Raw genomic sequence first — 22,635 nt, 5'->3', positions numbered from 1 at the left:
CATCAAGTGTCGGTTGGACTTTGCGCTGACAGGCTTAAAGCTCAACCATTGCACTGGCAAGCGCGGCGACCTGCTCAGGCGTGGCGCCGGTCAGCCACTTGGGCAAGGCCTTTTGAAGCGTTTCGGCACTGTCCAGATCGCCAGTCATGTCGATCAAAGCCGATAGCCGGTCCGAATCCGTGAATGGCTTGGCAGCCGGGGTGACGGGGTCCTTGTCTTTCATGTGCAATGTTCCTTATTGCATGCAGGAGAGCCCCTTAAAGTAGCCCGTTCAATCGTCAATGAATATCTCGAAAAACTAGCGCATTCAGTGGCTTACACAGCAGCATTTTCAATGCATCGCAGCAACATGTACCGCACCTGTCCTGGCTTTTTCGGGTAAGGCCGTCTGATTCGGGTCGGGGGCTTATTACTTATCGATCTAAAACTCCCACGATCTCACCGGGTCAGTTTCTGAGTACCCGCCGCTTTGGCCGGGTATCGATTGACCCTCCCCAACGGAAAAACCGGTAAGGATTTTATGTGCGGATTAGCTGGCGAGTTACGCTTTGACCATCAACCTGCGGACCTCGCGGCCGTTGAACGAATCACCCATCACCTGGCCCCTCGCGGCCCGGATGCCTGGGGTTTTCATGCTCAAGGACCGATTGCCCTGGGCCATCGTCGCCTGAAAATCATGGACCTGTCGGACGGCTCGGCGCAGCCGATGGTCGACAACCAGTTGGGCTTGTCCCTGGCCTTCAACGGCGCGATCTACAACTTCCCGCAATTGCGCACCGAACTCGAAAGCCTCGGTTATGCCTTCTACTCCGGCGGTGACACCGAAGTGTTGCTCAAGGGCTATCACGCCTGGGGCGAGGCCTTGCTGCCCAAGCTCAACGGCATGTTCGCGTTCGCGATTTGGGAACGTGACGCCCGGCGCTTGTTCATCGCCCGCGACCGCCTCGGCGTGAAGCCGCTGTACCTGTCGCGCACCGGTCAGCGACTGCGCTTTGCCTCGGCGTTGCCGGCGTTGCTCAAGGGGGGCGACATCAACCCGATGCTCGACCCGGTGGCGCTCAATCATTACCTGAACTTCCACGCCGTGGTCCCGGCGCCGCGCACTCTGCTGGCCGGCATTGAAAAACTGCCACCTGCCACCTGGATGCGCATCGAAGCCGATGGCAGCACCACGCAGAAAATCTGGTGGACCCTGCCCTACGGCCCACGCGCCGACGAAATGAACCTGACCCTCGAAGACTGGCGTGACCGTGTGCTCGACAGCACTCGCGACGCAGTGGCGATTCGTCAACGTGCGGCGGTCGACGTCGGCGTATTGCTTTCGGGCGGTGTCGATTCAAGCCTGCTGGTCGGGCTGTTGCGTGAAGTCGGCGTGGAAAACCTGTCGACCTTCTCCATCGGTTTTCAGGACGCCGGCGGCGAGCGCGGCGACGAATTTCAGTATTCGGACTTGATCGCCAAACACTACGGCACCCAACATCATCAATTGCGCATCGACGAAAAAGAGATCATCGAGCAACTGCCGGCGGCGTTTCGCGCCATGAGCGAGCCGATGGTCAGCCATGACTGCATCGCCTTTTATCTGCTGTCCCGCGAAGTGGCCAAACATTGCAAAGTGGTCCAGAGCGGCCAGGGCGCGGACGAGTTGTTCGCCGGGTATCACTGGTATCCGCAAGTCGACGGCGCAAGCGATCCATACACGGCTTACCGTGATGCATTTTTTGATCGCAGCTACGACGAATACGCAGCCACCGTGCAGCCGAAATGGCTGACAGCCAATGACGCCGCCGGTGACTTCGTGAATGAACACTTTTCACAACCCGGCGCCGACGCTGCGGTGGATAAGGCCCTGCGCCTGGACAGTATGGTGATGCTGGTCGACGACCCGGTTAAACGCGTCGACAACATGACCATGGCCTGGGGCCTGGAAGCACGCACGCCGTTTCTCGACTATCGGCTGGTCGAATTGTCGGCCCGCGTGCCGGGTAAATTCAAACTGCCGGACGGCGGCAAACAAGTCCTCAAGGAAGCGGCGCGACTGGTGATTCCGAGTGAAGTCATCGACCGCAAGAAAGGTTACTTCCCGGTGCCTGGCCTCAAGCATCTGCAGGGCGATACGCTGAACTGGGTGCGCGAGTTGCTGCTCGATCCCAGTCAGGATCGCGGCCTGTTCAACCCGGCGATGCTCGATCGTCTGCTGACGGATCCGCAAGGTCAATTGACCCCGCTGCGCGGCTCCAAGCTGTGGCAACTGGCGGCCCTGAACCTGTGGCTCAGTGAACAAGGAATCTGATCGATGAAACCCAACGCCACGGCTTATAACCAACGCCTGTTGCGCGGCCAGACGCCTTCTTATGAACGCTTGCAGGCACGTCTGGCCGAAGATGGCAGCGAACTGAGTGCTGCGCCGATTGCCGTTCATTGCGGCTGGGGCCGGTTGCTGATCGGGCACACCTTTCCCGACCCGGCCAGCCTCGCTGAAGAGTTGTTAAACGAGCATCCGGGCGAGCGCGACATTGCGTTGTACGTTGCCGCGCCCCAGCAAATACTCGGGCTGGAACCGGCGCAGCTGTTTCTCGACCCGTCCGACACCTTGCGGTTGTGGTTCAGTGATTACCGTCAGGCCACTCGCGTGTTTCGTGGCTTTCGCATTCGCCGGGCACAAAGTGATGAGGACTGGCAGGCAATCAATCAGCTGTATCAGGCGCGCGGCATGTTGCCCATCGATGCGAGTCTGCTGACCCCGCGCCATCTGGGTGGCCCGGTGTTTTGGCTGGCCGAGGACGAGGACAGCGGCGCGATCATCGGCAGTGTCATGGGCCTCAATCACCACAAGGCGTTCAACGACCCGGAAAACGGCAGCAGCCTGTGGTGCCTCGCGGTCGATCCGCAGGGTTCGCGGCCCGGCGTCGGTGAAGTGTTGGTGCGGCACTTGATCGAACACTTCATGAGTCGCGGGCTGAGTTACCTCGACCTGTCAGTGCTGCACGACAACCGTCAGGCGAAAAGCCTGTACGCCAAGCTCGGTTTCCGCAATCTCTCGACCTTTGCCATCAAGCGCAAGAACGGTATCAACCAGCCGCTGTTTCTCGGGCCGGGGCCGGAGGCGGAATTCAATCCGTATGCACGAATCATTGTCGAGGAAGCCCTTCGCCGGGGCATTGATGTGCAGGTCGATGACGCCGATGCCGGCCTGTTCACCCTCAGTCATGGCGGGCGCCGGGTACGCTGCCGCGAATCGTTGAGCGACCTGACCAGCGCCATCAGCATGAGCCTGTGTCAGGACAAAAGCCTGACCCACAAAGTGCTCAAGGCCGCCGGGTTGAACTTGCCTTCGCAACAACTGGCCGGCAACGCCGATGACAACCTGGCATTTCTCGATGAGCACGAGCGAGTGGTGGTCAAGCCGCTGGATGGCGAACAAGGCGAGGGCGTTGCCGTGGACCTGCAATCGATTGAAGAAGTGCAGCAAGCCATCGAAGCCGCTCGCAAGTTCGACAGTCGAGTGCTGCTGGAAAGTTTTCACGAAGGCCTCGACCTGCGGATTCTGGTGATCGGGTTTGAGGTGGTGGCGGCGGCGATTCGGCGGCCGGCAGAGGTGGTCGGCGACGGCCAGCATTCCATAGGTGCGCTGATCGAAGCCCAGAGCCGGCGTCGACAGGCGGCGACCAGTGGAGAGAGCAAAATCCCCTTGGATCATGAGACCCAGCGCACGTTGCATGCGGCGGGTTACGACTACAGCAGCATTCTGCCGGCGGGCGAGCATTTGTTCGTACGGCGTACGGCGAATCTTCATACAGGCGGGATTCTGGAGGATGTCACGGCGATTCTGCATCCGACTCTGGAGGATGCGGCGGTGCGTGCGGCGCGGGCGCTGGATATCCCGATGGTCGGACTCGATTTGATGGTGCCCGCCGCCGACCAGCCGGCGTATGTGTTTATCGAGGCCAACGAGCGCGCCGGATTGGCCAATCATGAGCCGCAGCCGACGGCTGAGCGGTTTGTGGATTTGTTGTTTCCGCACAGTCAGCCGGCTGCCTAGTTCCCTTCTTGATCGTTCCCGCGCTCTGCGTGGGAATGCCTCACTGGACGCTCCGCGTCCGTCCCCGGCTGCATTCCCACGCAGAGCATGGGAACGATCAGTTCTGTACCCATGAGGAGTTTCCATGACCAGCAAAATCCCCGAACCGGATCTCAACTATCTACAAAAAGTCCTGCTGGAAATGCTCGCCATTCCCAGCCCGACCGGGTTCACCGACACCATCGTGCGTTATGTCGCCGAACGCCTTGAAGAGATGGGCATCCCGTTCGAAATGACCCGTCGTGGGACCATCCGTGCGACCCTTAAAGGCAAGAAAAACAGCCCCGACCGCGCGGTTTCCGCTCACCTGGATACTATCGGTGCGGCGGTTCGCGCCATCAAAGATAACGGTCGTCTGACGCTGGCGCCGGTCGGTTGCTGGTCCAGCCGTTTTGCCGAGGGCAGCCGGGTCAGCCTGTTCACCGACAACGGCGTGATTCGCGGCAGCGTGTTGCCGCTGATGGCTTCCGGGCACGCCTTCAACACCGCCGTGGACGAGATGCCGATCAGTTGGGATCACATCGAGTTGCGACTGGACGCTTATTGCGCCACCCGTGCCGACTGCGACTCGCTGGGGATCAGCGTTGGCGATTTCGTGGCCTTCGACCCCTTGCCCGAATTCACCGAAAGCGGTCACATCAGCGCCCGCCATCTGGACGACAAGGCCGGTGTTGCTGCATTGCTCGCGGCGATGAAAGCCATCGTCGACAGCGGTGAGGAGTTGATGATTGATTGCCATCCGCTGTTCACCATTACCGAGGAAACCGGCAGCGGCGCGGCGGCAGCATTGCCTTGGGACGTCAGCGAATTCGTCGGCATCGACATTGCGCCCGTCGCGCCCGGCCAGCATTCCAGCGAACACGCCGTCAGTGTGGCGATGCAAGATTCCGGTGGACCTTATGACTATCACTTGTCGAGGCATTTGCTGCGACTGGCCAGTGACAACGAATTGCCGGTGCGTCGCGACCTGTTCCGCTACTACTTCAGCGATGCGCACTCGGCGGTGACTGCCGGGCACGACATTCGCACCGCCCTCCTCGCCTTTGGTTGCGACGCGACGCACGGTTATGAGCGCACGCATATCGACAGCCTGGCGGCATTGAGCCGTTTGCTGGGTGCCTACATTCTGAGCCCGCCCGTATTTGCCAGCGATGCGCAACCGGCGAAGGGGTCGCTGGACCGGTTCAGTCATCAGATTGAACATGACACGCAGATGGAAAGTGATACGCGGGTGCCGTCGGTGGATAGCCTGGTGGGGCAACGCTCCGATAGCTGATCCAGACTTTGTATCGACTGATCAATTGCCATCGTCGGAACGCCGCCCGGAGCCGGCTCGCTCCCACAGGGGAATGGGGTCAACTGTGGGAGTGAGCCTGCTCGCGATGGTGACAGGCCAGGCAACACATCACCCCGAGGCTAGCCGCCACCGATCATTCGCCGTAGCATCGCGCCATTGTTTAGCCGAGGTGCCTATGCTGATTCCCTACGACCAACTTGAAGTCGACACCCTGACCCGTCTGATTGAGGATTTCGTGACCCGTGACGGTACGGACAATGGCGATGACACGCCGCTGGAAACCCGTGTGTTGCGGGTCCGCCAGGCATTGACCAAAGGCCAGGCACTGATCGTTTTCGACCCGGAAAGCGAGCAATGTCAATTGATGCTCAAGCACGATGTGCCCAAGCACCTGTTTGACTGAACGGCTCAGCGCCTCTTGATCTTGGCCAGTTTTACCTGGATACGCTCATAGACTTCAGCCCGATGCACATTGACGTTCAGCGGCGCTTCGATGCCAAAGCGCACACTGTTGCCGCTGACGTTGAGGATACGCACTGAAATATTGTCACCGATGGAAATCACCTCGCCCACAACGCGACTGAGTACAAGCATGGTATTGGTCCTTGAGGATTGCCGGCCCTTGAAGATGCCCGGCGTTTAGCGGGTCTTCAAGGCGAGGACGGCAAATCAGTCCAGCCCTACAGTGCTGGACGATCACCTCTGACGGAAGCGTCCGACAAATCGATTGAATGCAGGACCGATCCTTCAGGACGCGGTAAAGCGCGGGCCAAACAAAATGACGCTGGCCCCGATCACGCACAGCGCCACACCAATCCAGTCCGAGTTCAACGGACGGATTCGCTCGACGACCGCCAGCCAGCCAATTGAAGCAATGATGTAAATGCCACCGTAGGCGGCATAGGCGCGCCCTGCGTAGGTGGCCTCGACACGCGTCAGCAGCAGCGCGAACAAGGTCAGGCTGAGCAGCGCCGGAAGCACCCACACAACGCTTTTGCCTTGGCGCAACCACATCCAGAACGCGAAACAGCCGGCGATTTCAAACAGCGCCGCGAGGAAAAACCACAAGTAATTGAGCATGCAGATGCCTCGTGAGGATGGCCGATGGCGGCCACCCTAACGACGCTGATGTCTACGGGCAAGTTCAGCCAGCGTTTTGTTTGGCCTTGGCGCGCATTTTGTCAGCCATGACGGTCATTTCGTTGTAGAGCAGTTGCGGGTTCTTCTGTTTGATCGCCCAGGCCATTCGGCCCTGTTCGTGAGGCAGGATCATGAACTCGCCGGCGGTCACCTGTTGGTAGATGTAGTCGGCAATGTCAGAGGCGGTGATCGGCGAACTTTCCAGCAATTTACCGACCTGCGCCTTCATTGCCGGGGTCGGACCGCGGAAAGAGTCGAGCAAGTTAGTCTGGAAGAACGACGGGCACACCACATGCACGCTCACTTCCTGCTGTGCCAGTTCGATCAACAGGCTTTCGGACAACGCCACCACGCCGGCCTTGGCCACGTTGTAGTTGCTCATGGCCGGGCCTTGCATCAGGGCGGCCATCGACGCGATGTTGATGATTTTGCCTTTGCTTTCTTCCAGCAGCGGCAGGAACGCCTTGCAGCCCTTGACCACCCCCATCAGGTTGATCGCGATTTGCCAGTCCCAGTCTTCCAGCGACAGTTCACTGAAGAAGCCGCCCGAAGCAACACCGGCGTTATTGACGATGATATCGATGCCACCCAGCTTTTCTTCGCAGGCCTGAGCGAATGCGGTCAGCTGGCTGTAATCGCGCACATCGCAGCGCTGGATAAATCCGTCACCCCCGGCCTCGCGAACCAGTTTCAGGGTTTCCTGCAAGCCGGGTTCACTGACATCTGACAAGGCCAGTTGCCAGCCTTCGCGCGCCCAGCGCAGCGCGATTTCGCGACCCAGGCCCGAGCCCGCGCCAGTGATCATCATGCGATTTTGCATAGCAAACAGCCTTGTGGTTCCGGGGAAGATGCGCTGAGTGTAGCGAAGGACATTGCCCGACCCACGCTCCATCAGATTGCTGAATGGCCCGAGCAAACTGTGGGCGCGTGTGACGCAACTAACGCTGGAACAAATGAAATAAGCATGCTTTCGAAAAACATTAAAAAAACATGGAATTTTCCGACTCGCACACCAGTCGGACTTTGTAAGCAGCTAGAAATTAATGCCTTCCAGCTGACAGTTAAAAGACAGGTCATTCCAGAACACTTTCAACAAGGAAATAGACATGGGCACAATTCTGATCGTTATTCTGATCCTCTTGCTGATCGGTGGTCTGCCGGTTTTCCCACACTCCAGAAGTTGGGGTTATGGCCCGTCGGGTATCATCGGCGTGGTGCTGGTGGTGCTGGTGATACTGCTGTTGCTTGGCCGGATATAACGGACATAACGAGTTAACAGACAAAAAAAGAGGCCCTTGAAAAAGGGCCTCTTTTTTATTGCGCCGAAAACTTAGTCCGGTTTGCCATCAACCACACCAGCGGTGTTATCGAGCAGGCTTTTGGTCGCCGTTTGCAGGAACGATTCGAGCTTGAGCTTCAACTCCGCAGTGCGTGGATCGTTAGGAACGATCTCGGAACGCGGATTGGCACCCAGCTCGTAGCGGTACATCTTCGGCTCCATTTCCTTTTCTTTCGGCAGCACCAGAATCTGGTCAGCCGTGAGAATGGCCGTGGTCTGTTCGCTGCCCGACGGTTTGATCACGCCAAAACCGGTGTCGCCTTCCGGCAGGTTGAGCAGGTCACGCCCCCAGCACTGATGGCGCACTTCACCACCGAGACGGCCCATGATGGTAGGCACGATGTCGATCTGAGTGCCCACGGTGTGGTCACGCTGGCCGAACTTTTCCTGAATGCCCGGTGCGATCATCAGCATCGGCACGTTGAAGCGACCCAGGTCCATTTCGGTGATCTGCTGCTCGTTACCGAAACCATGGTCACCCACGATCACAAACAGGGTTTCCTTGAAGTACGGCTCTTTACGCGCTTTCTCGAAGAACTGACCCAGCGCCCAGTCGGAGTAACGCATGGCGGTCAGGTGTTCATTGAGGTTGCCGCGATCGGTGACGCGTTCGACCGGCAAAGGTGTCGGCAAGGCATACGGCGTGTGGTTGGACAGCGTTTGCAGCAAGGCATAGAACGGCTTGCCGTTTTCCCGAGCCTTGAGCTCCACCAGGCCACGGTCGAACATGTCTTGGTCAGACACGCCCCAGGTCGGATCAGAGAACACCGGGTTCACGTAGTCGTTACGACCGATGAAGTTGGTCATGCCCTGGTTGCTGAAGAAGCCCGACTGGTTATCCCAGGCGAAGTCGCCGTTATAGACGTACACGTCTTCGTAGTCACGGGCACTGAGCAATTGCGGCAGGCCGGACAGTTTGTGGCTGCCTTCCGGGGTCTGCATCAGGTATTCGAAACCCGGCAGGTTCGGGAAGCAGGCCATGGTGGCGAACATGCCCTGGTGGGTGTGGGTGCCATTGGAAAAGAAACGGTCGAACAACAGGCCTTCCTTCGACAGTTTGTCGAGGTACGGCGTGATGTTACCCGGTCCGCCGAGCGCGCCGACCGAATGACCGGCCATGCTTTCCATCAGGATCACGACCACGTTCTTGATTGGCAGGGTCTTGTCGGCCGGTGGCGTGTAATCACGACGCACCGCGGCTGTCTCCGCATCCACCAGTTTTTCGTCTTTCATCACCAACATGTCACGCACGGTCTGCTGAGCCATCGGCTGCGGCAGTGTGGCTTTCCAGATGTTGTCGCGATCTTCGGACATCCGGCTCTTGGCCGCCGCGATCAGCGACAGCGTGCCGTTGAGGCCCAACTGGTTGGCGAAGTTCGAATCGGTGGTGTAGACGTCACCCCAACGCAACGGTGGGCCTTGACGCAGAGTGCCACGAGCAGCGACCACGCAGATCAGCAGGCAGACGACGAACACGCCGATGCGTGCATACCACGGGGCGATCTGGCGCGTGCTGATGCTGCCACCGCTGAACGGGCCGCGAGGACGGGTCGCACGATCCGCGCCTTTGAACGCCAAAGTCAGGATCAAAGTGCCAAAGGCCCACGCCAGCAGATAGCGAACCACCGGGAAACCGTACCAGAGCATACTCATCACGGTTTTCGGGTCTTCTTTCACATACTGGAAGACCAGACCGTTGAGGCGCTGGTGAAACTCGCGGTAGAAGTCCATCTCCATCAGGCCGAGGAACAGCGCGATGCTCGAAGCGAGGGTCAGCCAGAAGCGGAAGAACCCGCGAGCAGCCATCGCCCGGGCGCTGAAGAGTGCCAGCAACAGCGGAATGCAGAGGTAGACCACCAGACGCAGGTCGAAACGCAGGCCGTTAGCGAACGCTTCAAGAAAGGTCGCAGCTGGTGTGTCGAGGATCATCGAGCGGTTGTAGACCAGCAGCGCAACACGCAGCAGGCTGAACATGACCATCATGATCAAGGCGCACAACAGCGTATAGGCCAGATGCGATTTGACGGTCGGTTGCAGCAGGCGACTAGAAGCTCGCTGCTGATTCAGGGCGTCCGGGTTTGCCATGTCGTTTTAGGACCCATTGGAAGTTGAAGTTTCAAAAATACAGCGGCGCCTTGCCCTCTATTGGCCAATACCTGACCCCGGGGCTTGCGCGGTGCGCAAATGTTGCACGATCACCCGCCTCATTGCCATTGATTACTGTTTGGCTGGCAGATGCGGGGCGGATTGTCTTGGAGGCTTTGTGAAAATTTTGTGCAACGCATATCCGGAAACACAATAAAGCCGCGCCCCGGTAAAAACGCAAACGCCCCGAACCAGTCGGGGCGCTTTGCAGAACAACGGTGCGATTACTTCTCGGCGCGTTCTTTCAGGGCTTTCAACGTATCGAACGGCGCATCGACCACGAACTTGTTGGCAATCATCGAAGGCACGCTGCCGCCTGGCTCGGTGTGCACCTGATAGGTCACTTCGACCTGATCACCTTTGGGCACGAACTTCCAGAAGCCGTCGACTTTGGAGACCCGCACAAAACCTTTTTCTTGCGCAATGTACTTCGGCACGCCTTCGAGCTTGCGGGTCAGGCTGCCATCGGCGCCTTCAACGGTGGTGATGTGCAACACCGAATCACGCGGGGTAACGGGCCACGGGGTATTGAACTGGGTGTAGGTCCAGCTCTGATCGCCTTCGTGCTTGAGCAGTTTCTGCATTTTGCACTCGTGAATCCAGGCACAGGCGCCGGACACGTCTTCCTGCAATGCGCGCAGTTTGGCAACGGTGGTCTTCATCAACGCTACGCCCTGATAGGACTTGTAGTCCGAGCCAGGCACTTCGCTCAGGGATATCTTGATGCCGTCTTCGTTCTTGGCGACCTTCCAGTCTTCAGCCTGGGCGGCCGTCGCGGCGAGCACAGCGGTCAATCCACACAACACAGCGATACGATGCAGCGAACCCATAGTTTTATTCCTTATTGTTGAAGTTCCGTTGTTGAACACATCACGCCGCCGTCATTTGCTCCCACCATCCCAGCAATTTGATCGCTTCGTCACTGCTGCTTCCGCACACTTCGACATCAGCTTCAAAGGCCGAACACACCGCCGGGCGTTGCAGACTGCCAAATATGAGGCACAGGTTATCGACCGAAAGTTGTACGCAACGTTCGCCAGCGGCTTTGCCATTGGGCATACCGGGAATCGGTGAGCTGATGGAAGGGGCTATGCAACAGGCACCACAGCCTTCACGGCATTTCATGATGACGGGCTCCTCACGAGGTGTGATGTGTAAAAGGACGGGGCACAGAGTAACCGCTAAAACAGTTGTTTAAAATTACCTGAACCGGGGTTTTTTCGTTCGAATCAACGTGACTGACCAGTCTCCGACAAAGTGTCTGGCCAGCGGGTCACGGACAGGATTGATTTACCGCTTGAACTCGAAATCCAGCGCCGCGCCTTCGACTTCGCGACGCTCATCATTGCGCAGTTGCAGCTGCATTTCATTATTGAGCAGTCGACCGTTGAGCTGAAACGGGCTGCTGCTGGTCTTGTCGCCAAACATGGGGGGCAGCAATGCATCGTCATTGGGCAACGGCATCGTACCGATCGGTTTCAGTTCTTGTGCCATTTGCGGGGGCAATTTCAAGTCAAGTTTGGCGGGCGGGAGCTCGGTTTTCACCACTTCGCTGGCCGCTTTCGACTTGGAGGCAATGGGTGGCCGCTTTTTTTCAACCTTGACGGGCTCGGCTTTTTTGGCAGGCGCCGATTTTTCCGCGGTTTCGCCGGTCACCGGTTTTTCCTGACCCGCCGCCATGACACCTTCAGCGTGAACGGTCATCAACAGGCAAAAAAACAGACAGGCGGCAGGAAAAATTGGTTTCATGAACCCAACAGCAAAAAACGGCAGAGGGCCATATGCTCCCCTGTTGCACGCCACATGACAAGCACCGCCGTATAGGACCGACTCAGAAGCCGCCGGTCGTTTCCTGGCAAAGTTGCGTGGCCAGCATGCCCAGGGTCATCAATGCACGCTCGGCCTCGTGGTTCCAGGGTGTGCCGCAATTCAGCCGAATGCAGTGATTGAACTGCTCGGTGTTACTGAAGATAAGCCCCGGCGCAATACTGATGCCTTGTTGCAACGCCCGCACGTGCAATTCCTGTGTGTTGACACGCCCTGGCAAACTGACCCACAAAATGAAGCCGCCAGTCGGCCGGGTCATCTGCGTGCCTTCAGGGAAATACTGCTGAACTGCCAGCTGGAAGGCGCTGAGGTTCTTGCGGTATTCCTGACGGATGTAACGTAAGTGGCGGTCGTAACCACCGTTTTCCAGATAGGCCGCAATGCCCATTTGCGTGACGCTGCAGGCCGAATGGGTACTGAACGTCTGCAAGCGCTGGATTTCCTGCTGGTACTTGCCGGCGATCATCCAGCCGATCCGCACGCCTGGCGACAGGGTTTTGGAGAAGCTTGAACAATAGATGACCCGATCCAGCCGATCATAGGCCTTGAGCGATTTGGTGCGCCCCTGCTCGAACATCAGTTCGCCGTAAATATCGTCTTCAACAATCTGGATATCGAAATCCGACGCCAGACGCAGCAATTGTTTCTGCCGATCCTCGGGCATGGTCCCGCCCAACGGATTGCTCAGGCGCGTGGTCAGCACCAGCGCCTTGATCGACCACTGGTTGGCCGCCAGTTGCAGGGCTTCGAGGCTCATGCCGGTGGCGGGGTCGCTCGGAATTTCGATCACTTTGAGGCCGAGCAAGTCTGCCAGTTGCAGCAGGCCATAATACGTCGGCGACTCGGCGGCGATCAGGTCGCCCGGACGGGTCAGTACACGCAGGGACATCTGCAATGCATCGACGCAGCCATGGGTGATGACCACTTCGGAGGGGTCAACCACCACGCCGGCATCGCGCATACGGATCGCCACTTGCCGGCGCAACGGCTCAAAACCGGGGCTGAACATGTAGCTGAACGCCCGCGGGCTATGGAATCGGGTGACTTTGGCCAATTGCTGATGCAGCGCCCGAACCGGTAGGTAATCGACGCTAGGCACCGCGGCGCCCAGCGGAAAAACACCCTCGCGGCGGGATTCGACCAACACTTGTTGAATGATGCTGCTGCGCGTGACCAGACCCGGACGCTCGACCCGGGCGATGTCCGGTGTCGGCGCGGTCAGGGCCGGCGTCTGGTGAACGTAGTAGCCCGACTGCGGCCGGGCCCGGATCAGCCCTTGGTCTTCAAGATTGGCATACGCCTGCAACACCGTCGCATGGCTGACGTTGAGCTGCGAACTCATCTTGCGCACCGAAGGCACGCGTTCCCCCGGTTGATAGACACCGCGGCGGATGTCTTCGGCCAGTTGTTGAGCAATACGTTGGTAGAGCAAGAGATTGGTCATGACGCAGCACTCGATTTCACGGGCATTTTATTCTTGTGCGAAACAATACCGGAACAGTTTAGAAGTGTACGGGGACAGTTGCCACAATAGTCGACCGTACAGTGCAGTGTCAGCAAAATCTGTACTTCTTTTTTCCATGTACCCAGACAATTGGCAGGCGTAAAAAAACCCGGCGCTGTCTGGCAGGCCGGGTTTTCCAGAGACGCGGCCCTTAGCGGGCAGCGCCGAGCTGGCCTTTTTCGTCGGAGAACACAATTTCCACCCGACGGTTCTGCGCACGGCCACGCTCGGAAGCGTTCACGTCCACCGGGTAATCATCGCCGTAGCCTTCGACCTGGATGCGTTTGTCATCGATGCCCAAGTCCATCAAGACGTCAGCTACCGATTGCGCACGGTCACGCGACAGTTTGAGGTTATCGTGTTTGCCGCCGGTGCTGTCGGTGTAGCCTTCGATCCGTACCACGCGTTTCGGATTGAGCTGCAGGAACTGAACAATCTTCAGCACCACACGGTTCGCCGAGTTTTTCAGCTCGGCTTCACCCGTATCGAACAGCACATCGCCCAATGTCATCACCAACCCCCGGTCAGTCTGGGTGGTCGCCAACGCGACAATCTGTTCTTCGAGCCACTTGCCCTGCTGCTGAACGCTGAGCAATTTGGATTCGCGCAGCGCCAATTGCAGACGCTGACGCTCCAGTTCGAGCTTCGCCGCACGCTCTTCGTTGAGTACCTGATTGGTGTGTTCACGGGCGATTTCGCTGTAGCGCTGGCTCAGGTAGGCGTAATGCACCACGTCCGAACCGCTGCCCCAATAGCTGGACAAACGATCTGCGCGGGCCAGTGATTCACCGGCGCGGATCACGTCTTTGGGCGCGATACGCAGCACATTGGAATCTTCCTTGACCTTCTGGAAGTCGGCGCCCGCTTCTTGCAACGCGGCTTCACTGTGTTGACCGGCGCAGCCATACAGGCTGGCGCAACCGGCGAGGATCAAGCTGCCGAGCACTTTCGACTTGAGGCTCATTGGGCATCTCCCAGTTGCTTGCGCAGACGAGTGATGCGGGTATTGAGCACGTTCAGTTGCTCCTCGCTCTTGAGGGTCAGCACCTTGGCTTCGGCCAAGCGCGCGTCCAGTTCGGCCTGCTCGGCTCGCATGCGCGCACGTTTGTAGGACTGATCGGTCATGTTGCTTTGGGCACGAGCGAATTTTTCTTCGGCCAGTTTCATTTCCGGCATGTCGTCGGCAGTGGCGCCCACGGCTTTGGCCTGTACGAGTGCCTGTTCGGTCAGGCGAATCTGTTCATTCGGCGCCGGATCGGCTGCACAACCCGCCAGAGCCAGAACGGCCAGGGCAGCGAAAAGAGGTCGAATACTCACTAAAAATCCCTACTGTTTTGGGGTACTGACAGGTTGTTGCTGTTGCTGCGCTTTCCAACGCTCGATATTGCGTTGCAACGCGGCGTCCGTCAGTCCTGAGGCGGGCAATTCTGTCATCTTTTTGGCCAGCTGTCCGCGCAACCACGGATCGTTGCAGGCGGAGTTATGGGAAACCGCGAGGTACAGACCGGGCTTGTCGATCGGTTGCGGGTAGGCGATCAGGTCGTTGGCCATGCTCAGCGTCTGCGCGACCGCCATACCTGAATAGCGTCCGGCGAGGACAAATTCCACCTCCCCCAAGAGCAATTTCTGAAAGGCCAGGGTCAAGTTGGGTGTACGGATGAGGGTCAATTGCTGCTCGGCAAAAGTGCCGAATGCCGGAGTCATTCGAGACTTTTCCGACAATGCGCCGGGATGGCCGTGGAGGTCCTGAGCTTCGTTGTAGATCAATGGCGAATTCTTGCGGGTCCAGACTAGGTAGTCGTTTTCCAGCAGCGGCGGATGAATGTAATCCAGGGTTTCCAGTTCGCTGACAGTCAACGGTGCATCGGCCAACATGTCCATGCGTCCGCTGCGCACTTCGTCCAGCGCCTGGGAGCGTTTGCCGGCATAAAGCAGTTCGACCTTGATGCCCAACTCCCCCGCCACGTGCTGCAACAGATCAGCACTGGCACCGATCAGGTTTTTAGGATTTTGCGGGTCTTGCCACAGGTACGGAGGTGCGTCCGGGCTGCCGGTCACGACCAGTCGCTCGCACTTGCCCGCAGCATTGGACAGCGCCGGCAACATCGTCAAACCAAGCAGTAATGGCCAGCCACACACGCGACGCAGATCCATGGCAACACTCTCCCACTCAAATCCGAAACAAAAAAAAAGCCCGACCAAAAGGTCGGGCTCTTTATAAGTCAGGCCGCTGGATTAGACCAGCTTCTCGAACTCTGGGATAGCTTCGAACAGGTCAGCTACCAGGCCATAATCGGCCACCTGGAAGATCGGCGCTTCTTCGTCCTTGTTGATCGCAACGATCACTTTGGAGTCTTTCATGCCGGCCAGGTGCTGGATCGCGCCGGAGATACCGACGGCGATGTACAGCTGTGGCGCAACGATTTTGCCGGTCTGACCGACCTGCATGTCGTTGGGTACAAAACCTGCGTCGACCGCGGCGCGGGAAGCACCGACAGCAGCGCCCAGCTTGTCAGCCAGTGCGTACAGGTGTTTGAAGTTGTCGCCGTTCTGCATGCCGCGACCGCCGGAAACGACGATTTTGGCAGCGGTCAGTTCCGGACGATCGGACTTGGCCAGTTCTTCGCCGACGAAGCTCGAAGTGCCAGCGTCGTGAGCAGCGGCAACGGCTTCAACGGCAGCCGAACCACCTTCAGCTGCAACCGGGTCGAAACCGGTAGCGCGCACGGTGATGACTTTCACTGAAGCGTTGGACTGAACGGTAGCGATGGCGTTACCGGCGTAGATCGGGCGCTTGAAAGTGTCAGCGCTTTCGACCGAGATGATCTCGGAGATCTGGTCAACGTCCAGCTGCGCGGCAACGCGTGGCAGGATGTTTTTGCCGTTGGAAGTGGCTGCAGCCAGGATGTGGCTGTAGCCAGCGCCCAGCTCGGCAACCAGCGGCGCGACATTTTCCGGCAGTTGGTGAGCGTAGGCAGCGTTGTCGGCCACCAGCACTTTAGTCACGCCAGCGATTTTCGCAGCGGCTTCAGCCACGGCGCCAACGCCCTGGCCTGCAACCAGAACGTGGATGTCACCACCGATTTTGGCGGCGGCAGCCACGGTATTCAGCGTGGCCGGGGCCACTACTTTGTTGTCGTGTTCAGCAATAACCAAGATAGTCATTTAGATTACCTTCGCTTCGTTTTTCAGTTTCTCGACCAGTTCAGCCACCGACTTGACCTTGATACCCGCGCTGCGTGCAGCAGGCGCTTCGACTTTCACGGTCTTGTTGGTGGAGGCGGTGGAAACGCCCAAAGCGTCCGGAGTCAGCACTTCGAGAGGCTTCTTCTTGGCTTTCATGATGTTTGGCAGGGACGCGTAGCGCGGCTCGTTCAAACGCAGGTCGGTGGTGACGATGGCCGGCAGTTTCAGGGAAACTGTCTGCGCGCCGCCGTCGACTTCGCGAGTCACGGCAACGCTGTCGCCGCTGATTTCAACTTTGGACGCGAACGTGCCCTGACCGTAGCCGCTCAATGCAGCGAGCATCTGGCCAGTCTGGTTGTTGTCGCTGTCGATGGCTTGTTTGCCAAGGATCACCAGCTGAGGCTGTTCCTTGTCGACAACAGCTTTCAACAGTTTGGCAACGGCCAGCGAAGTCAGGTCTTCGGCGGACTCGACGAGGATGGCGCGGTCGGCACCCAGAGCCAGCGCGGTGCGCAGTTGCTCTTGAGCGGTGGACGGGCCGACGGAGACGACGACGATTTCAGTCGCAACACCTTTCTCTTTCAGGCGTACGGCTTCTTCCACTGCGATTTCGCAGAACGGGTTCATCGACATCTTGACGTTGGCAAGATCGACGCCGGAATTGTCCGCCTTGACGCGGACCTTGACGTTGTAGTCCACAACGCGTTTGACAGCTACAAGAACCTTCATGGATTCCTCGTTACTCTCCGGTGAAAAGAAAGTCGCCTAGGCGAACCTGGCGGTTGATGCTCATCGGCGCAAGGGCACCTCTAAAAACGCTGGCTTGTGTACGGGTGAACCTTGCTCACGAGGCTGATGACCGTTCGTCAGTGGTGACCGGCGAGTCATTCATTATCGCGGCGTGTAAACTGCGCGCCATGCTTGCCCTGCGCATCACCTTGTACTGCCATCGCCCTGTCTTTAGAGGTGCTCTTGAAACCAACAGTGTGCCTACGGCGAGCGCAAAACCGCCCGTATCTTGACCGGAACGCCTATTCCGGTCAATACGGTAAAATGGCCGTTCGTAAGCCGCGTGACTTTGATTTCTCTGGCTTTGAGCCAATTCAAACAAACGTTTGTATTGGACGCTGGGAGTGGTGTAGATATAATGCGCCACCTAGAGAGAAAGGTGGACTATCGATTGTCCTGTTCCGCGCTCGCGCAGGGATTCATGGATGCGACACCAAACCTCCAAAATTAGAAAAAAAACTGTTGAGCCTTGAGTAGGAGATAACCTGTGGAACGCGAATACATGGAATTCGACGTCGTCATCGTCGGTGCCGGCCCCGCTGGTCTTTCCGCTGCCTGCCGCTTGAAGCAGAAGGCTGCTGAAGCCGGTAAGGAAATCAGCGTCTGCGTGGTCGAAAAAGGCTCCGAAGTCGGTGCTCACATCCTGTCTGGCGCCGTGTTCGAACCACGCGCCCTGAACGAATTGTTCCCGGACTGGAAAGAACTCGGCGCCCCGCTGAACACGCCGGTCACCCGCGACGACATCTTCGTTCTCAAGAACGCTGAAAGCGCGCAAAAAATTCCTGACCTCTTTGTGCCCAAGACCATGCACAACGAAGGCAACTACATCATCTCCCTGGGCAACCTGTGCCGCTGGCTGGCTCAGCAGGCCGAGAACCTGGGCGTAGAAATCTACCCGGGCTTCGCTGCTCAGGAAGCGCTGATCGACGAGAACGGCGTGGTTCGCGGGATCATCACCGGTGACCTGGGCGTTGACCGCGAAGGCCATCCGAAAGAAGGCCTGTACACCCCGGGCATGGAACTGCGTGGCAAATACACGCTGTTCGCCGAAGGTTGCCGTGGCCACATCGGCAAGCAGCTGATCAAGCGTTTCAACCTCGACAGCGAAGCCGATGCCCAGCACTACGGCATCGGCCTGAAAGAAATCTGGGAAATCGACCCGGCCAAGCACCAACCAGGCCTGGTGGTTCACACCGCTGGCTGGCCGCTGGACATCATGGGCACCGAGAACACCGGTGGCTCCTTCCTCTATCACCTGGAAAACAACCAGGTGGTTGTCGGCCTGATCGTCGATCTCTCCTACAGCAACACGTACCTGTCGCCGTTCGATGAGTTCCAGCGCCTCAAGCACCACCCGGTGCTCAAGCAGTACCTGGAAGGCGGCAAGCGCATCAGCTACGGCGCCCGAGCCATCAGCAAAGGCGGCCTGAACTCGCTGCCGAAAATGGTCTTCAAGGGCGGCGCGCTGATCGGTTGCGACCTCGGCACCCTGAACTTCGCCAAGATCAAAGGCAGCCACACCGCGATGAAGTCCGGCATGCTTGCCGCTGAATCCGTGGCCGAGGCGCTGTTCGCCGAGAAAGACGGCACCGAAGAGCTGACCACCTACGTCGACGCGTTCAAGAAGAGCTGGCTCTACGACGAGCTGTTCGCCAGCCGTAACTTCGGCCCGGCGATCCACAAGTTCGGCGCCATCGTTGGCGGTGGTTTCAACTGGCTGGACCAGAACATCTTCGGCGGCAAACTGCCGTTCACCTTGCACGACACCAAGCCGGATTACGCTTGCCTCAAGCTCGCCGCCGACTGCAAGAAGATCGACTACCCGAAACCGGACGGCAAGATCAGCTTCGACAAACTCAGCTCGGTGTTCATTTCCGGTACCAACCACGAAGAAGAACAGCCTTGCCACTTGAAGCTGACCGACCCGAGCATCCCGATCAGCAAAAACCTGCCGCTGTACGATGAGCCTGCCCAGCGCTACTGCCCGGCCGGCGTGTACGAAGTGATCACCAAGGAAGACGGCGAGAAGCGCTTCCAGATCAACGCCCAGAACTGCGTTCACTGCAAGACCTGCGACATCAAGGACCCTGCTCAGAACATCACTTGGGTGACACCGGAAGGTGCTGGCGGTCCGACTTACCCGAACATGTAAGTTGAACGCCTGAACATCAAGGCTCCCGATTGGGGGCCTTTTTGTTGCCCGCTATTCCCGCTATTCCCGCTTTTGTAGGAGCCGAGCTTGCTCGCGATAGCGGTGTGTCAGACAACAACGAAGTCGGATGACAAACCGCTATCGCGAGCAAGCTCGGCTCCTACAAGGGACTATCGGTGGATCAGGCTGCGCGCTCATCCCCCGGGTTACGCTCGAAGTAGCGCTTGTACTCTCGACTGAACTGCGACGTACTCTGATAACCCACCCGATGCGCCACTTGCGCCACACCCAAGCCTTCAGACAGCAACAACTGCTGCGCCTTGAGCAAGCGCAAACGCTTCAAGTACTGCACCGGCGACAACAACGTGCTGCGCTTGAAATGCTCATGAAAGGTCGATGCACTCATGTTCGCGCAACTGGCGAGGGTCTCGACATTCAGCGGCTCAGTGTAATGCGCATGCAGATGACTGAGCGATGCCGCGACGCGGGCGAATTGCCCCTGCTGCTCCACCAGCGCGCGCAGCACATCGGCTTGCGGTCCGCGCAACGCGACGAACAACAACTCACGCAAACGCGCCTGCCCCATCACCTGGCATTCCAGCGGATCGTGCAGGCAACGCAGCAACCGCTCCACACACCCGCGCATCGCGTCGTCGAGCACCGTCGAGGTCATCGACTCCAGCGTCTGCGCCGCAATACTGCGCCCCGCCACCAGCCCCATGGCCAACACCAATTCGCCGAGCAAAATCCGGTCGATCGCGATGGAAATCCCCAGCATCGGCCCATCCGGCGCGGCAAAGGTTTCGCATTCAAACGGCACCGGCAATGCCTGAATCAGATAATTCCCGGCACCGTACTCCAGCGTTCGCGGCCCCAGGTACGCCAATTTGCTGCCCTGGACGATGATGACCAGGCTCGGCTCATAAATCTGCGGGCCACGGGCCACATCGCAACTGGCGCGCAACACCTGCACACCCGGCAACGCGGTGGGCGCGAAGCCGTCGCGGGTGGTCAGTGGCTGAATCAACGAAACCAGCGTGGCATTGGCATCGAGATGACGGGTCAACAACATGGGAGCTCTTTACAAAAAAGTCGCGAAAAAAGGGATGGAAGCATCTTCGCAGGTCTGATCGCCCATTTGATCAATCGAACGTGGATGCCGGAGGAATAGGCATGACACCCGGAGGAATCGCCATGGCCGGCGCCAGGTGCGGCGCCCAGAATGCACCGCCTCACCTGTCACTGCTTTTGCGAGGTTCCTCATGTACACCGCCATCGGATACGCCGCCCAGTCGGCCACCACTCCCCTCGCCCCCGTGAAATTCGAACGTCGCAGCCCTCGGGCCGACGACGTGGCGATCGAGATTCTCTACTGCGGCGTCTGCCATTCCGACATCCACCAGGCGCGCAACGAGTGGGGCATTGCCGTTTACCCGCTGATGCCTGGTCACGAGATCGTAGGCAAAGTGACCGCCATCGGTGCGAATGTTACCCGGCACAAGGTCGGGGATCTGGTGGGCGTCGGCTGCATGGTCGATTCCTGCCGCAGCTGCGAAGCCTGCCAATCCAACCTTGAACAATATTGCCTCGAAGGTCCGACCATGACCTACGCCACCCCGGACCGGGTCGATGGCAGCAACACCATGGGCGGCTACTCCGACAGCATCGTGGTCAGCGAGCACTTTGTCGTGCGCATCCCGGAAAAACTCGCACTGGCCAGCGCCGCGCCGATACTGTGCGCGGGTATCACCACCTACTCGCCGCTCAAACATTACGGCGTCAAGGCCGGTGACAAGGTCGGGATTCTCGGCATGGGCGGTCTCGGTCACATGGGCATCAAGTTCGCCAAGGCAATGGGCGCCGAAGTTACGCTGTTCACCCGTTCGGCGAGCAAGGCCGAAGAAGGTCGTCGCCAGGGCGCGGACCACGTGATCGTATCCACCGATGCCGAGCAGATGAAAGCCGCTGCCGGCTATTTCGACTTCCTGCTGGACACCATTCCGGTGCAGCACGACCTCAACCCCTACCTCGACACCCTGCGGTTCGACGGCGTGCACATTCTGGTGGGCTTGATCGAACCGATCGAGCCACCGGTCCACGCCGCCAAACTGGTATTGGGCCGTCGCGTGCTGGCCGGCTCGTTAATTGGCGGCATTGCAGAAACCCAGGAAGTGCTGGATTTCTGCGCCGAGCACAACATCACCTGCGACATCGAAATGCTCGACATTCGCCAAATCAACGAGGCTTACGCTCGCATGATTGCCGGTGATGTGAAGTACCGCTTCGTTATCGACATGGCGACCTTGAAGGTCTAAACCTTCAAGCCAAGTTCTGCCGACAGCCGGGCTGTGACCCCTTTGATCAGGGGAATCAGCTCGGCCATTTTTTCCAGCGGCATGTAAGGCACGGTGCTGGCGATGCTGATGCCGGCGACGATACGCTTGCCGGCATCACGAATCGGTGCCGCCACACAGCGGATCGACGGTTCGTTGTCTTCCAGATCAAAGGCATAACCGCCCGTCACATACTCGACCATGCGCTGCTGAAACTGCTCCCAGGATTGCTCGGGGTGCTGCGGCCAAAACAGATTTTTCCCACCCGCCGGCAAGCTGACTTCGTACAGCCGTTGCCATTCTTCCTGCGAGTCATCCAGCATCAAGGCCTTGCCGATGCCGGTGCGCGCCAACGGCATGCGATGGCCGACCCGCGAACGCATTTCCGGGCCATTGCGCCCCGGATTTTTGTGCAGGTACAGCACCTCGTCGCCTTCACGAATCGCCAGATGAATAGTGTCGCCGGTCAACGCCGACAGCTCATCCAGATACGGCCCGGCCAAGGTCACCAACGGCAGTTCTTCACGCGCCTGGAAACCCAGTTCGATCAGCTTCGGCCCCAATAAATAACCGACTTGCGGAACGACACGCAGGTAACGCTCGTCCACCAGGCAACTGGCCAGTCGATGGGTGGTGCTGCGCGTCGTGCCGATCAGCCGGGCGATTTCCTTGAGATCGCGGGCGCCGCTGGCCACAGCATGAACCACACCCAGACCACGAAGCAGGGTCTGGGTGCCGGTCGGCGCGGCGTCCTTGGCGATTTTTGGGGCGTCTTCCTGCATATCCAGCCTTTACCGTTGAGCGAGTGAACGGGCGGCATTATGGTCGCCCGATGCCTGCGA

23 protein-coding genes are annotated in these 22,635 nt (G+C 58.7%); 7 read left to right on the top strand and 16 right to left on the bottom strand.

Translation table 11 applies throughout. The features are described from left to right. Positions 1 to 34: 34 nt before the first annotated feature. Complete coding sequence (locus tag ACA048_RS08235) at positions 35 to 223, bottom strand: hypothetical protein (RefSeq protein WP_497628700.1); 189 nt, start codon at positions 221 to 223, stop codon at positions 35 to 37. Between the two features lie 297 nt (positions 224 to 520). On the opposite strand from ACA048_RS08235, the gene ACA048_RS08230 reads away from it, so the two are divergent. From ACA048_RS08230 to ACA048_RS08215, 4 genes are all read left to right on the top strand, one after another. Continuing rightward, the gene (locus ACA048_RS08230; RefSeq protein WP_497628699.1) at positions 521 to 2,293 is read left to right on the top strand and encodes an N-acetylglutaminylglutamine amidotransferase; all 1,773 of its coding nucleotides are present in this window, start codon (positions 521 to 523) and stop codon (positions 2,291 to 2,293) included. Between the two features lie 3 nt (positions 2,294 to 2,296). Then, positions 2,297 to 4,042, top strand: coding sequence for an N-acetylglutaminylglutamine synthetase (ngg, locus tag ACA048_RS08225; protein ID WP_497628698.1), 1,746 nt, complete (start codon positions 2,297 to 2,299; stop codon positions 4,040 to 4,042). 124 nt (positions 4,043 to 4,166) lie between these two features. Further along, a complete protein-coding gene (locus ACA048_RS08220) occupies positions 4,167 to 5,357 on the top strand; it encodes an osmoprotectant NAGGN system M42 family peptidase (protein WP_497628697.1) in 1,191 nt (396 codons plus the stop codon). A 196-nt stretch (positions 5,358 to 5,553) separates the two neighbouring features. Next, complete coding sequence (locus ACA048_RS08215; RefSeq protein WP_007945785.1) at positions 5,554 to 5,781, top strand: YheU family protein; 228 nt, start codon at positions 5,554 to 5,556, stop codon at positions 5,779 to 5,781. A gap of 5 nt (positions 5,782 to 5,786) precedes the next feature. Here the strand turns inward: ACA048_RS08215 and csrA are convergent, their stop codons facing one another. From csrA to ACA048_RS08200, 3 genes are all read right to left on the bottom strand, one after another. Then, positions 5,787 to 5,972 carry a carbon storage regulator CsrA gene (csrA, locus tag ACA048_RS08210; RefSeq protein WP_497628696.1) on the bottom strand — a complete coding sequence of 62 codons (186 nt, stop codon included), beginning with the start codon at positions 5,970 to 5,972 and terminating at the stop codon, positions 5,787 to 5,789. Positions 5,973 to 6,125: 153 nt separating this feature from the next. Then, a complete protein-coding gene (locus tag ACA048_RS08205) occupies positions 6,126 to 6,458 on the bottom strand; it encodes a YnfA family protein (protein WP_497628695.1) in 333 nt (110 codons plus the stop codon). A gap of 64 nt (positions 6,459 to 6,522) precedes the next feature. Continuing rightward, positions 6,523 to 7,338, bottom strand: a complete 816-nt coding sequence (locus tag ACA048_RS08200) for an SDR family oxidoreductase (RefSeq protein ID WP_497628694.1) — start codon at positions 7,336 to 7,338, stop codon at positions 6,523 to 6,525. A gap of 280 nt (positions 7,339 to 7,618) precedes the next feature. On the opposite strand from ACA048_RS08200, the gene ACA048_RS08195 reads away from it, so the two are divergent. After that, the gene (locus tag ACA048_RS08195) at positions 7,619 to 7,777 is read left to right on the top strand and encodes a DUF3309 family protein (protein ID WP_497629822.1); all 159 of its coding nucleotides are present in this window, start codon (positions 7,619 to 7,621) and stop codon (positions 7,775 to 7,777) included. Positions 7,778 to 7,848: 71 nt separating this feature from the next. Here ACA048_RS08195 and ACA048_RS08190 read toward each other — a convergent pair whose 3' ends face one another. From ACA048_RS08190 to ACA048_RS08145, 10 genes are all read right to left on the bottom strand, one after another. Then, a complete protein-coding gene (locus tag ACA048_RS08190; RefSeq protein WP_497628693.1) occupies positions 7,849 to 9,942 on the bottom strand; it encodes an LTA synthase family protein in 2,094 nt (697 codons plus the stop codon). A gap of 284 nt (positions 9,943 to 10,226) precedes the next feature. Further along, the gene (locus tag ACA048_RS08185) at positions 10,227 to 10,832 is read right to left on the bottom strand and encodes an START domain-containing protein (RefSeq protein ID WP_497628692.1); all 606 of its coding nucleotides are present in this window, start codon (positions 10,830 to 10,832) and stop codon (positions 10,227 to 10,229) included. Positions 10,833 to 10,872: 40 nt separating this feature from the next. Then, positions 10,873 to 11,127, bottom strand: coding sequence for a YkgJ family cysteine cluster protein (locus ACA048_RS08180; protein ID WP_497628691.1), 255 nt, complete (start codon positions 11,125 to 11,127; stop codon positions 10,873 to 10,875). A 165-nt stretch (positions 11,128 to 11,292) separates the two neighbouring features. Then, a complete protein-coding gene (locus ACA048_RS08175) occupies positions 11,293 to 11,751 on the bottom strand; it encodes a translation initiation factor 2 (RefSeq protein ID WP_497628690.1) in 459 nt (152 codons plus the stop codon). An 82-nt stretch (positions 11,752 to 11,833) separates the two neighbouring features. Continuing rightward, positions 11,834 to 13,273, bottom strand: a complete 1,440-nt coding sequence (locus tag ACA048_RS08170; protein WP_497628689.1) for an aminotransferase-like domain-containing protein — start codon at positions 13,271 to 13,273, stop codon at positions 11,834 to 11,836. 211 nt (positions 13,274 to 13,484) lie between these two features. Next, positions 13,485 to 14,297 carry an OmpA family protein gene (locus tag ACA048_RS08165; protein WP_497628688.1) on the bottom strand — a complete coding sequence of 271 codons (813 nt, stop codon included), beginning with the start codon at positions 14,295 to 14,297 and terminating at the stop codon, positions 13,485 to 13,487. Further along, on the bottom strand, positions 14,294 to 14,650 hold the full coding sequence (locus ACA048_RS08160) for a DUF4398 domain-containing protein (RefSeq protein WP_497628687.1): 357 nt from the start codon (positions 14,648 to 14,650) through the stop codon (positions 14,294 to 14,296). Before ACA048_RS08160 ends, ACA048_RS08165 begins: the two co-directional genes overlap by 4 nt. Before the next feature lie 9 nt (positions 14,651 to 14,659). After that, positions 14,660 to 15,487: a substrate-binding periplasmic protein gene (locus ACA048_RS08155; protein WP_497628686.1), complete on the bottom strand. Its 828-nt coding sequence runs from the start codon at positions 15,485 to 15,487 to the stop codon at positions 14,660 to 14,662. An 81-nt stretch (positions 15,488 to 15,568) separates the two neighbouring features. Beyond that, positions 15,569 to 16,498, bottom strand: a complete 930-nt coding sequence (locus ACA048_RS08150; protein ID WP_497628685.1) for an electron transfer flavoprotein subunit alpha/FixB family protein — start codon at positions 16,496 to 16,498, stop codon at positions 15,569 to 15,571. After that, the gene (locus ACA048_RS08145; RefSeq protein ID WP_007945693.1) at positions 16,499 to 17,248 is read right to left on the bottom strand and encodes an electron transfer flavoprotein subunit beta/FixA family protein; all 750 of its coding nucleotides are present in this window, start codon (positions 17,246 to 17,248) and stop codon (positions 16,499 to 16,501) included. A 547-nt stretch (positions 17,249 to 17,795) separates the two neighbouring features. Between ACA048_RS08145 and ACA048_RS08140 the strand changes: the two genes are divergently transcribed. After that, positions 17,796 to 19,460, top strand: a complete 1,665-nt coding sequence (locus ACA048_RS08140) for an electron transfer flavoprotein-ubiquinone oxidoreductase (protein WP_497628684.1) — start codon at positions 17,796 to 17,798, stop codon at positions 19,458 to 19,460. Between the two features lie 181 nt (positions 19,461 to 19,641). Here the strand turns inward: ACA048_RS08140 and ACA048_RS08135 are convergent, their stop codons facing one another. After that, positions 19,642 to 20,532 carry an AraC family transcriptional regulator gene (locus ACA048_RS08135; RefSeq protein WP_497628683.1) on the bottom strand — a complete coding sequence of 297 codons (891 nt, stop codon included), beginning with the start codon at positions 20,530 to 20,532 and terminating at the stop codon, positions 19,642 to 19,644. A 190-nt stretch (positions 20,533 to 20,722) separates the two neighbouring features. Here ACA048_RS08135 and ACA048_RS08130 point away from each other — a divergent pair, with 190 nt between their 5' ends. Further along, a complete protein-coding gene (locus ACA048_RS08130) occupies positions 20,723 to 21,775 on the top strand; it encodes an NAD(P)-dependent alcohol dehydrogenase (RefSeq protein WP_497628682.1) in 1,053 nt (350 codons plus the stop codon). On the opposite strand, the gene ACA048_RS08125 is transcribed toward ACA048_RS08130, so the two are convergent. Beyond that, positions 21,772 to 22,575: an IclR family transcriptional regulator gene (locus ACA048_RS08125; protein ID WP_497628681.1), complete on the bottom strand. Its 804-nt coding sequence runs from the start codon at positions 22,573 to 22,575 to the stop codon at positions 21,772 to 21,774. The genes ACA048_RS08130 and ACA048_RS08125 overlap by 4 nt on opposite strands. Positions 22,576 to 22,635 lie beyond the last annotated feature (60 nt).

It is taken from the genome of Pseudomonas sp. LBUM1659, assembly GCF_059716045.1.
This window is presented reverse-complemented; position numbering and strand designations above follow the sequence as displayed.

Excerpts from the sequence above, each read along its gene's own strand:
- ACA048_RS08235 (WP_497628700.1), bottom strand. The coding sequence starts at position 223 with ATGAAAGACAAGGACCCCGTCACCCCGGCTGCCAAGCCATTCACGGAT.
- ACA048_RS08230 (WP_497628699.1), top strand. The coding sequence starts at position 521 with ATGTGCGGATTAGCTGGCGAGTTACGCTTTGACCATCAACCTGCGGAC.
- ngg (WP_497628698.1), top strand. The coding sequence starts at position 2,297 with ATGAAACCCAACGCCACGGCTTATAACCAACGCCTGTTGCGCGGCCAG.
- ACA048_RS08220 (WP_497628697.1), top strand. The coding sequence starts at position 4,167 with ATGACCAGCAAAATCCCCGAACCGGATCTCAACTATCTACAAAAAGTC.
- ACA048_RS08215 (WP_007945785.1), top strand. The coding sequence starts at position 5,554 with ATGCTGATTCCCTACGACCAACTTGAAGTCGACACCCTGACCCGTCTG.
- csrA (WP_497628696.1), bottom strand. The coding sequence starts at position 5,972 with ATGCTTGTACTCAGTCGCGTTGTGGGCGAGGTGATTTCCATCGGTGAC.
- ACA048_RS08205 (WP_497628695.1), bottom strand. The coding sequence starts at position 6,458 with ATGCTCAATTACTTGTGGTTTTTCCTCGCGGCGCTGTTTGAAATCGCC.
- ACA048_RS08200 (WP_497628694.1), bottom strand. The coding sequence starts at position 7,338 with ATGCAAAATCGCATGATGATCACTGGCGCGGGCTCGGGCCTGGGTCGC.
- ACA048_RS08190 (WP_497628693.1), bottom strand. The coding sequence starts at position 9,942 with ATGGCAAACCCGGACGCCCTGAATCAGCAGCGAGCTTCTAGTCGCCTG.
- ACA048_RS08185 (WP_497628692.1), bottom strand. The coding sequence starts at position 10,832 with ATGGGTTCGCTGCATCGTATCGCTGTGTTGTGTGGATTGACCGCTGTG.
- ACA048_RS08180 (WP_497628691.1), bottom strand. The coding sequence starts at position 11,127 with ATGAAATGCCGTGAAGGCTGTGGTGCCTGTTGCATAGCCCCTTCCATC.
- ACA048_RS08175 (WP_497628690.1), bottom strand. The coding sequence starts at position 11,751 with ATGAAACCAATTTTTCCTGCCGCCTGTCTGTTTTTTTGCCTGTTGATG.
- ACA048_RS08170 (WP_497628689.1), bottom strand. The coding sequence starts at position 13,273 with ATGACCAATCTCTTGCTCTACCAACGTATTGCTCAACAACTGGCCGAA.
- ACA048_RS08165 (WP_497628688.1), bottom strand. The coding sequence starts at position 14,297 with ATGAGCCTCAAGTCGAAAGTGCTCGGCAGCTTGATCCTCGCCGGTTGC.
- ACA048_RS08155 (WP_497628686.1), bottom strand. The coding sequence starts at position 15,487 with ATGGATCTGCGTCGCGTGTGTGGCTGGCCATTACTGCTTGGTTTGACG.
- ACA048_RS08150 (WP_497628685.1), bottom strand. The coding sequence starts at position 16,498 with ATGACTATCTTGGTTATTGCTGAACACGACAACAAAGTAGTGGCCCCG.
- ACA048_RS08145 (WP_007945693.1), bottom strand. The coding sequence starts at position 17,248 with ATGAAGGTTCTTGTAGCTGTCAAACGCGTTGTGGACTACAACGTCAAG.
- ACA048_RS08135 (WP_497628683.1), bottom strand. The coding sequence starts at position 20,532 with ATGTTGTTGACCCGTCATCTCGATGCCAATGCCACGCTGGTTTCGTTG.
- ACA048_RS08130 (WP_497628682.1), top strand. The coding sequence starts at position 20,723 with ATGTACACCGCCATCGGATACGCCGCCCAGTCGGCCACCACTCCCCTC.
- ACA048_RS08125 (WP_497628681.1), bottom strand. The coding sequence starts at position 22,575 with ATGCAGGAAGACGCCCCAAAAATCGCCAAGGACGCCGCGCCGACCGGC.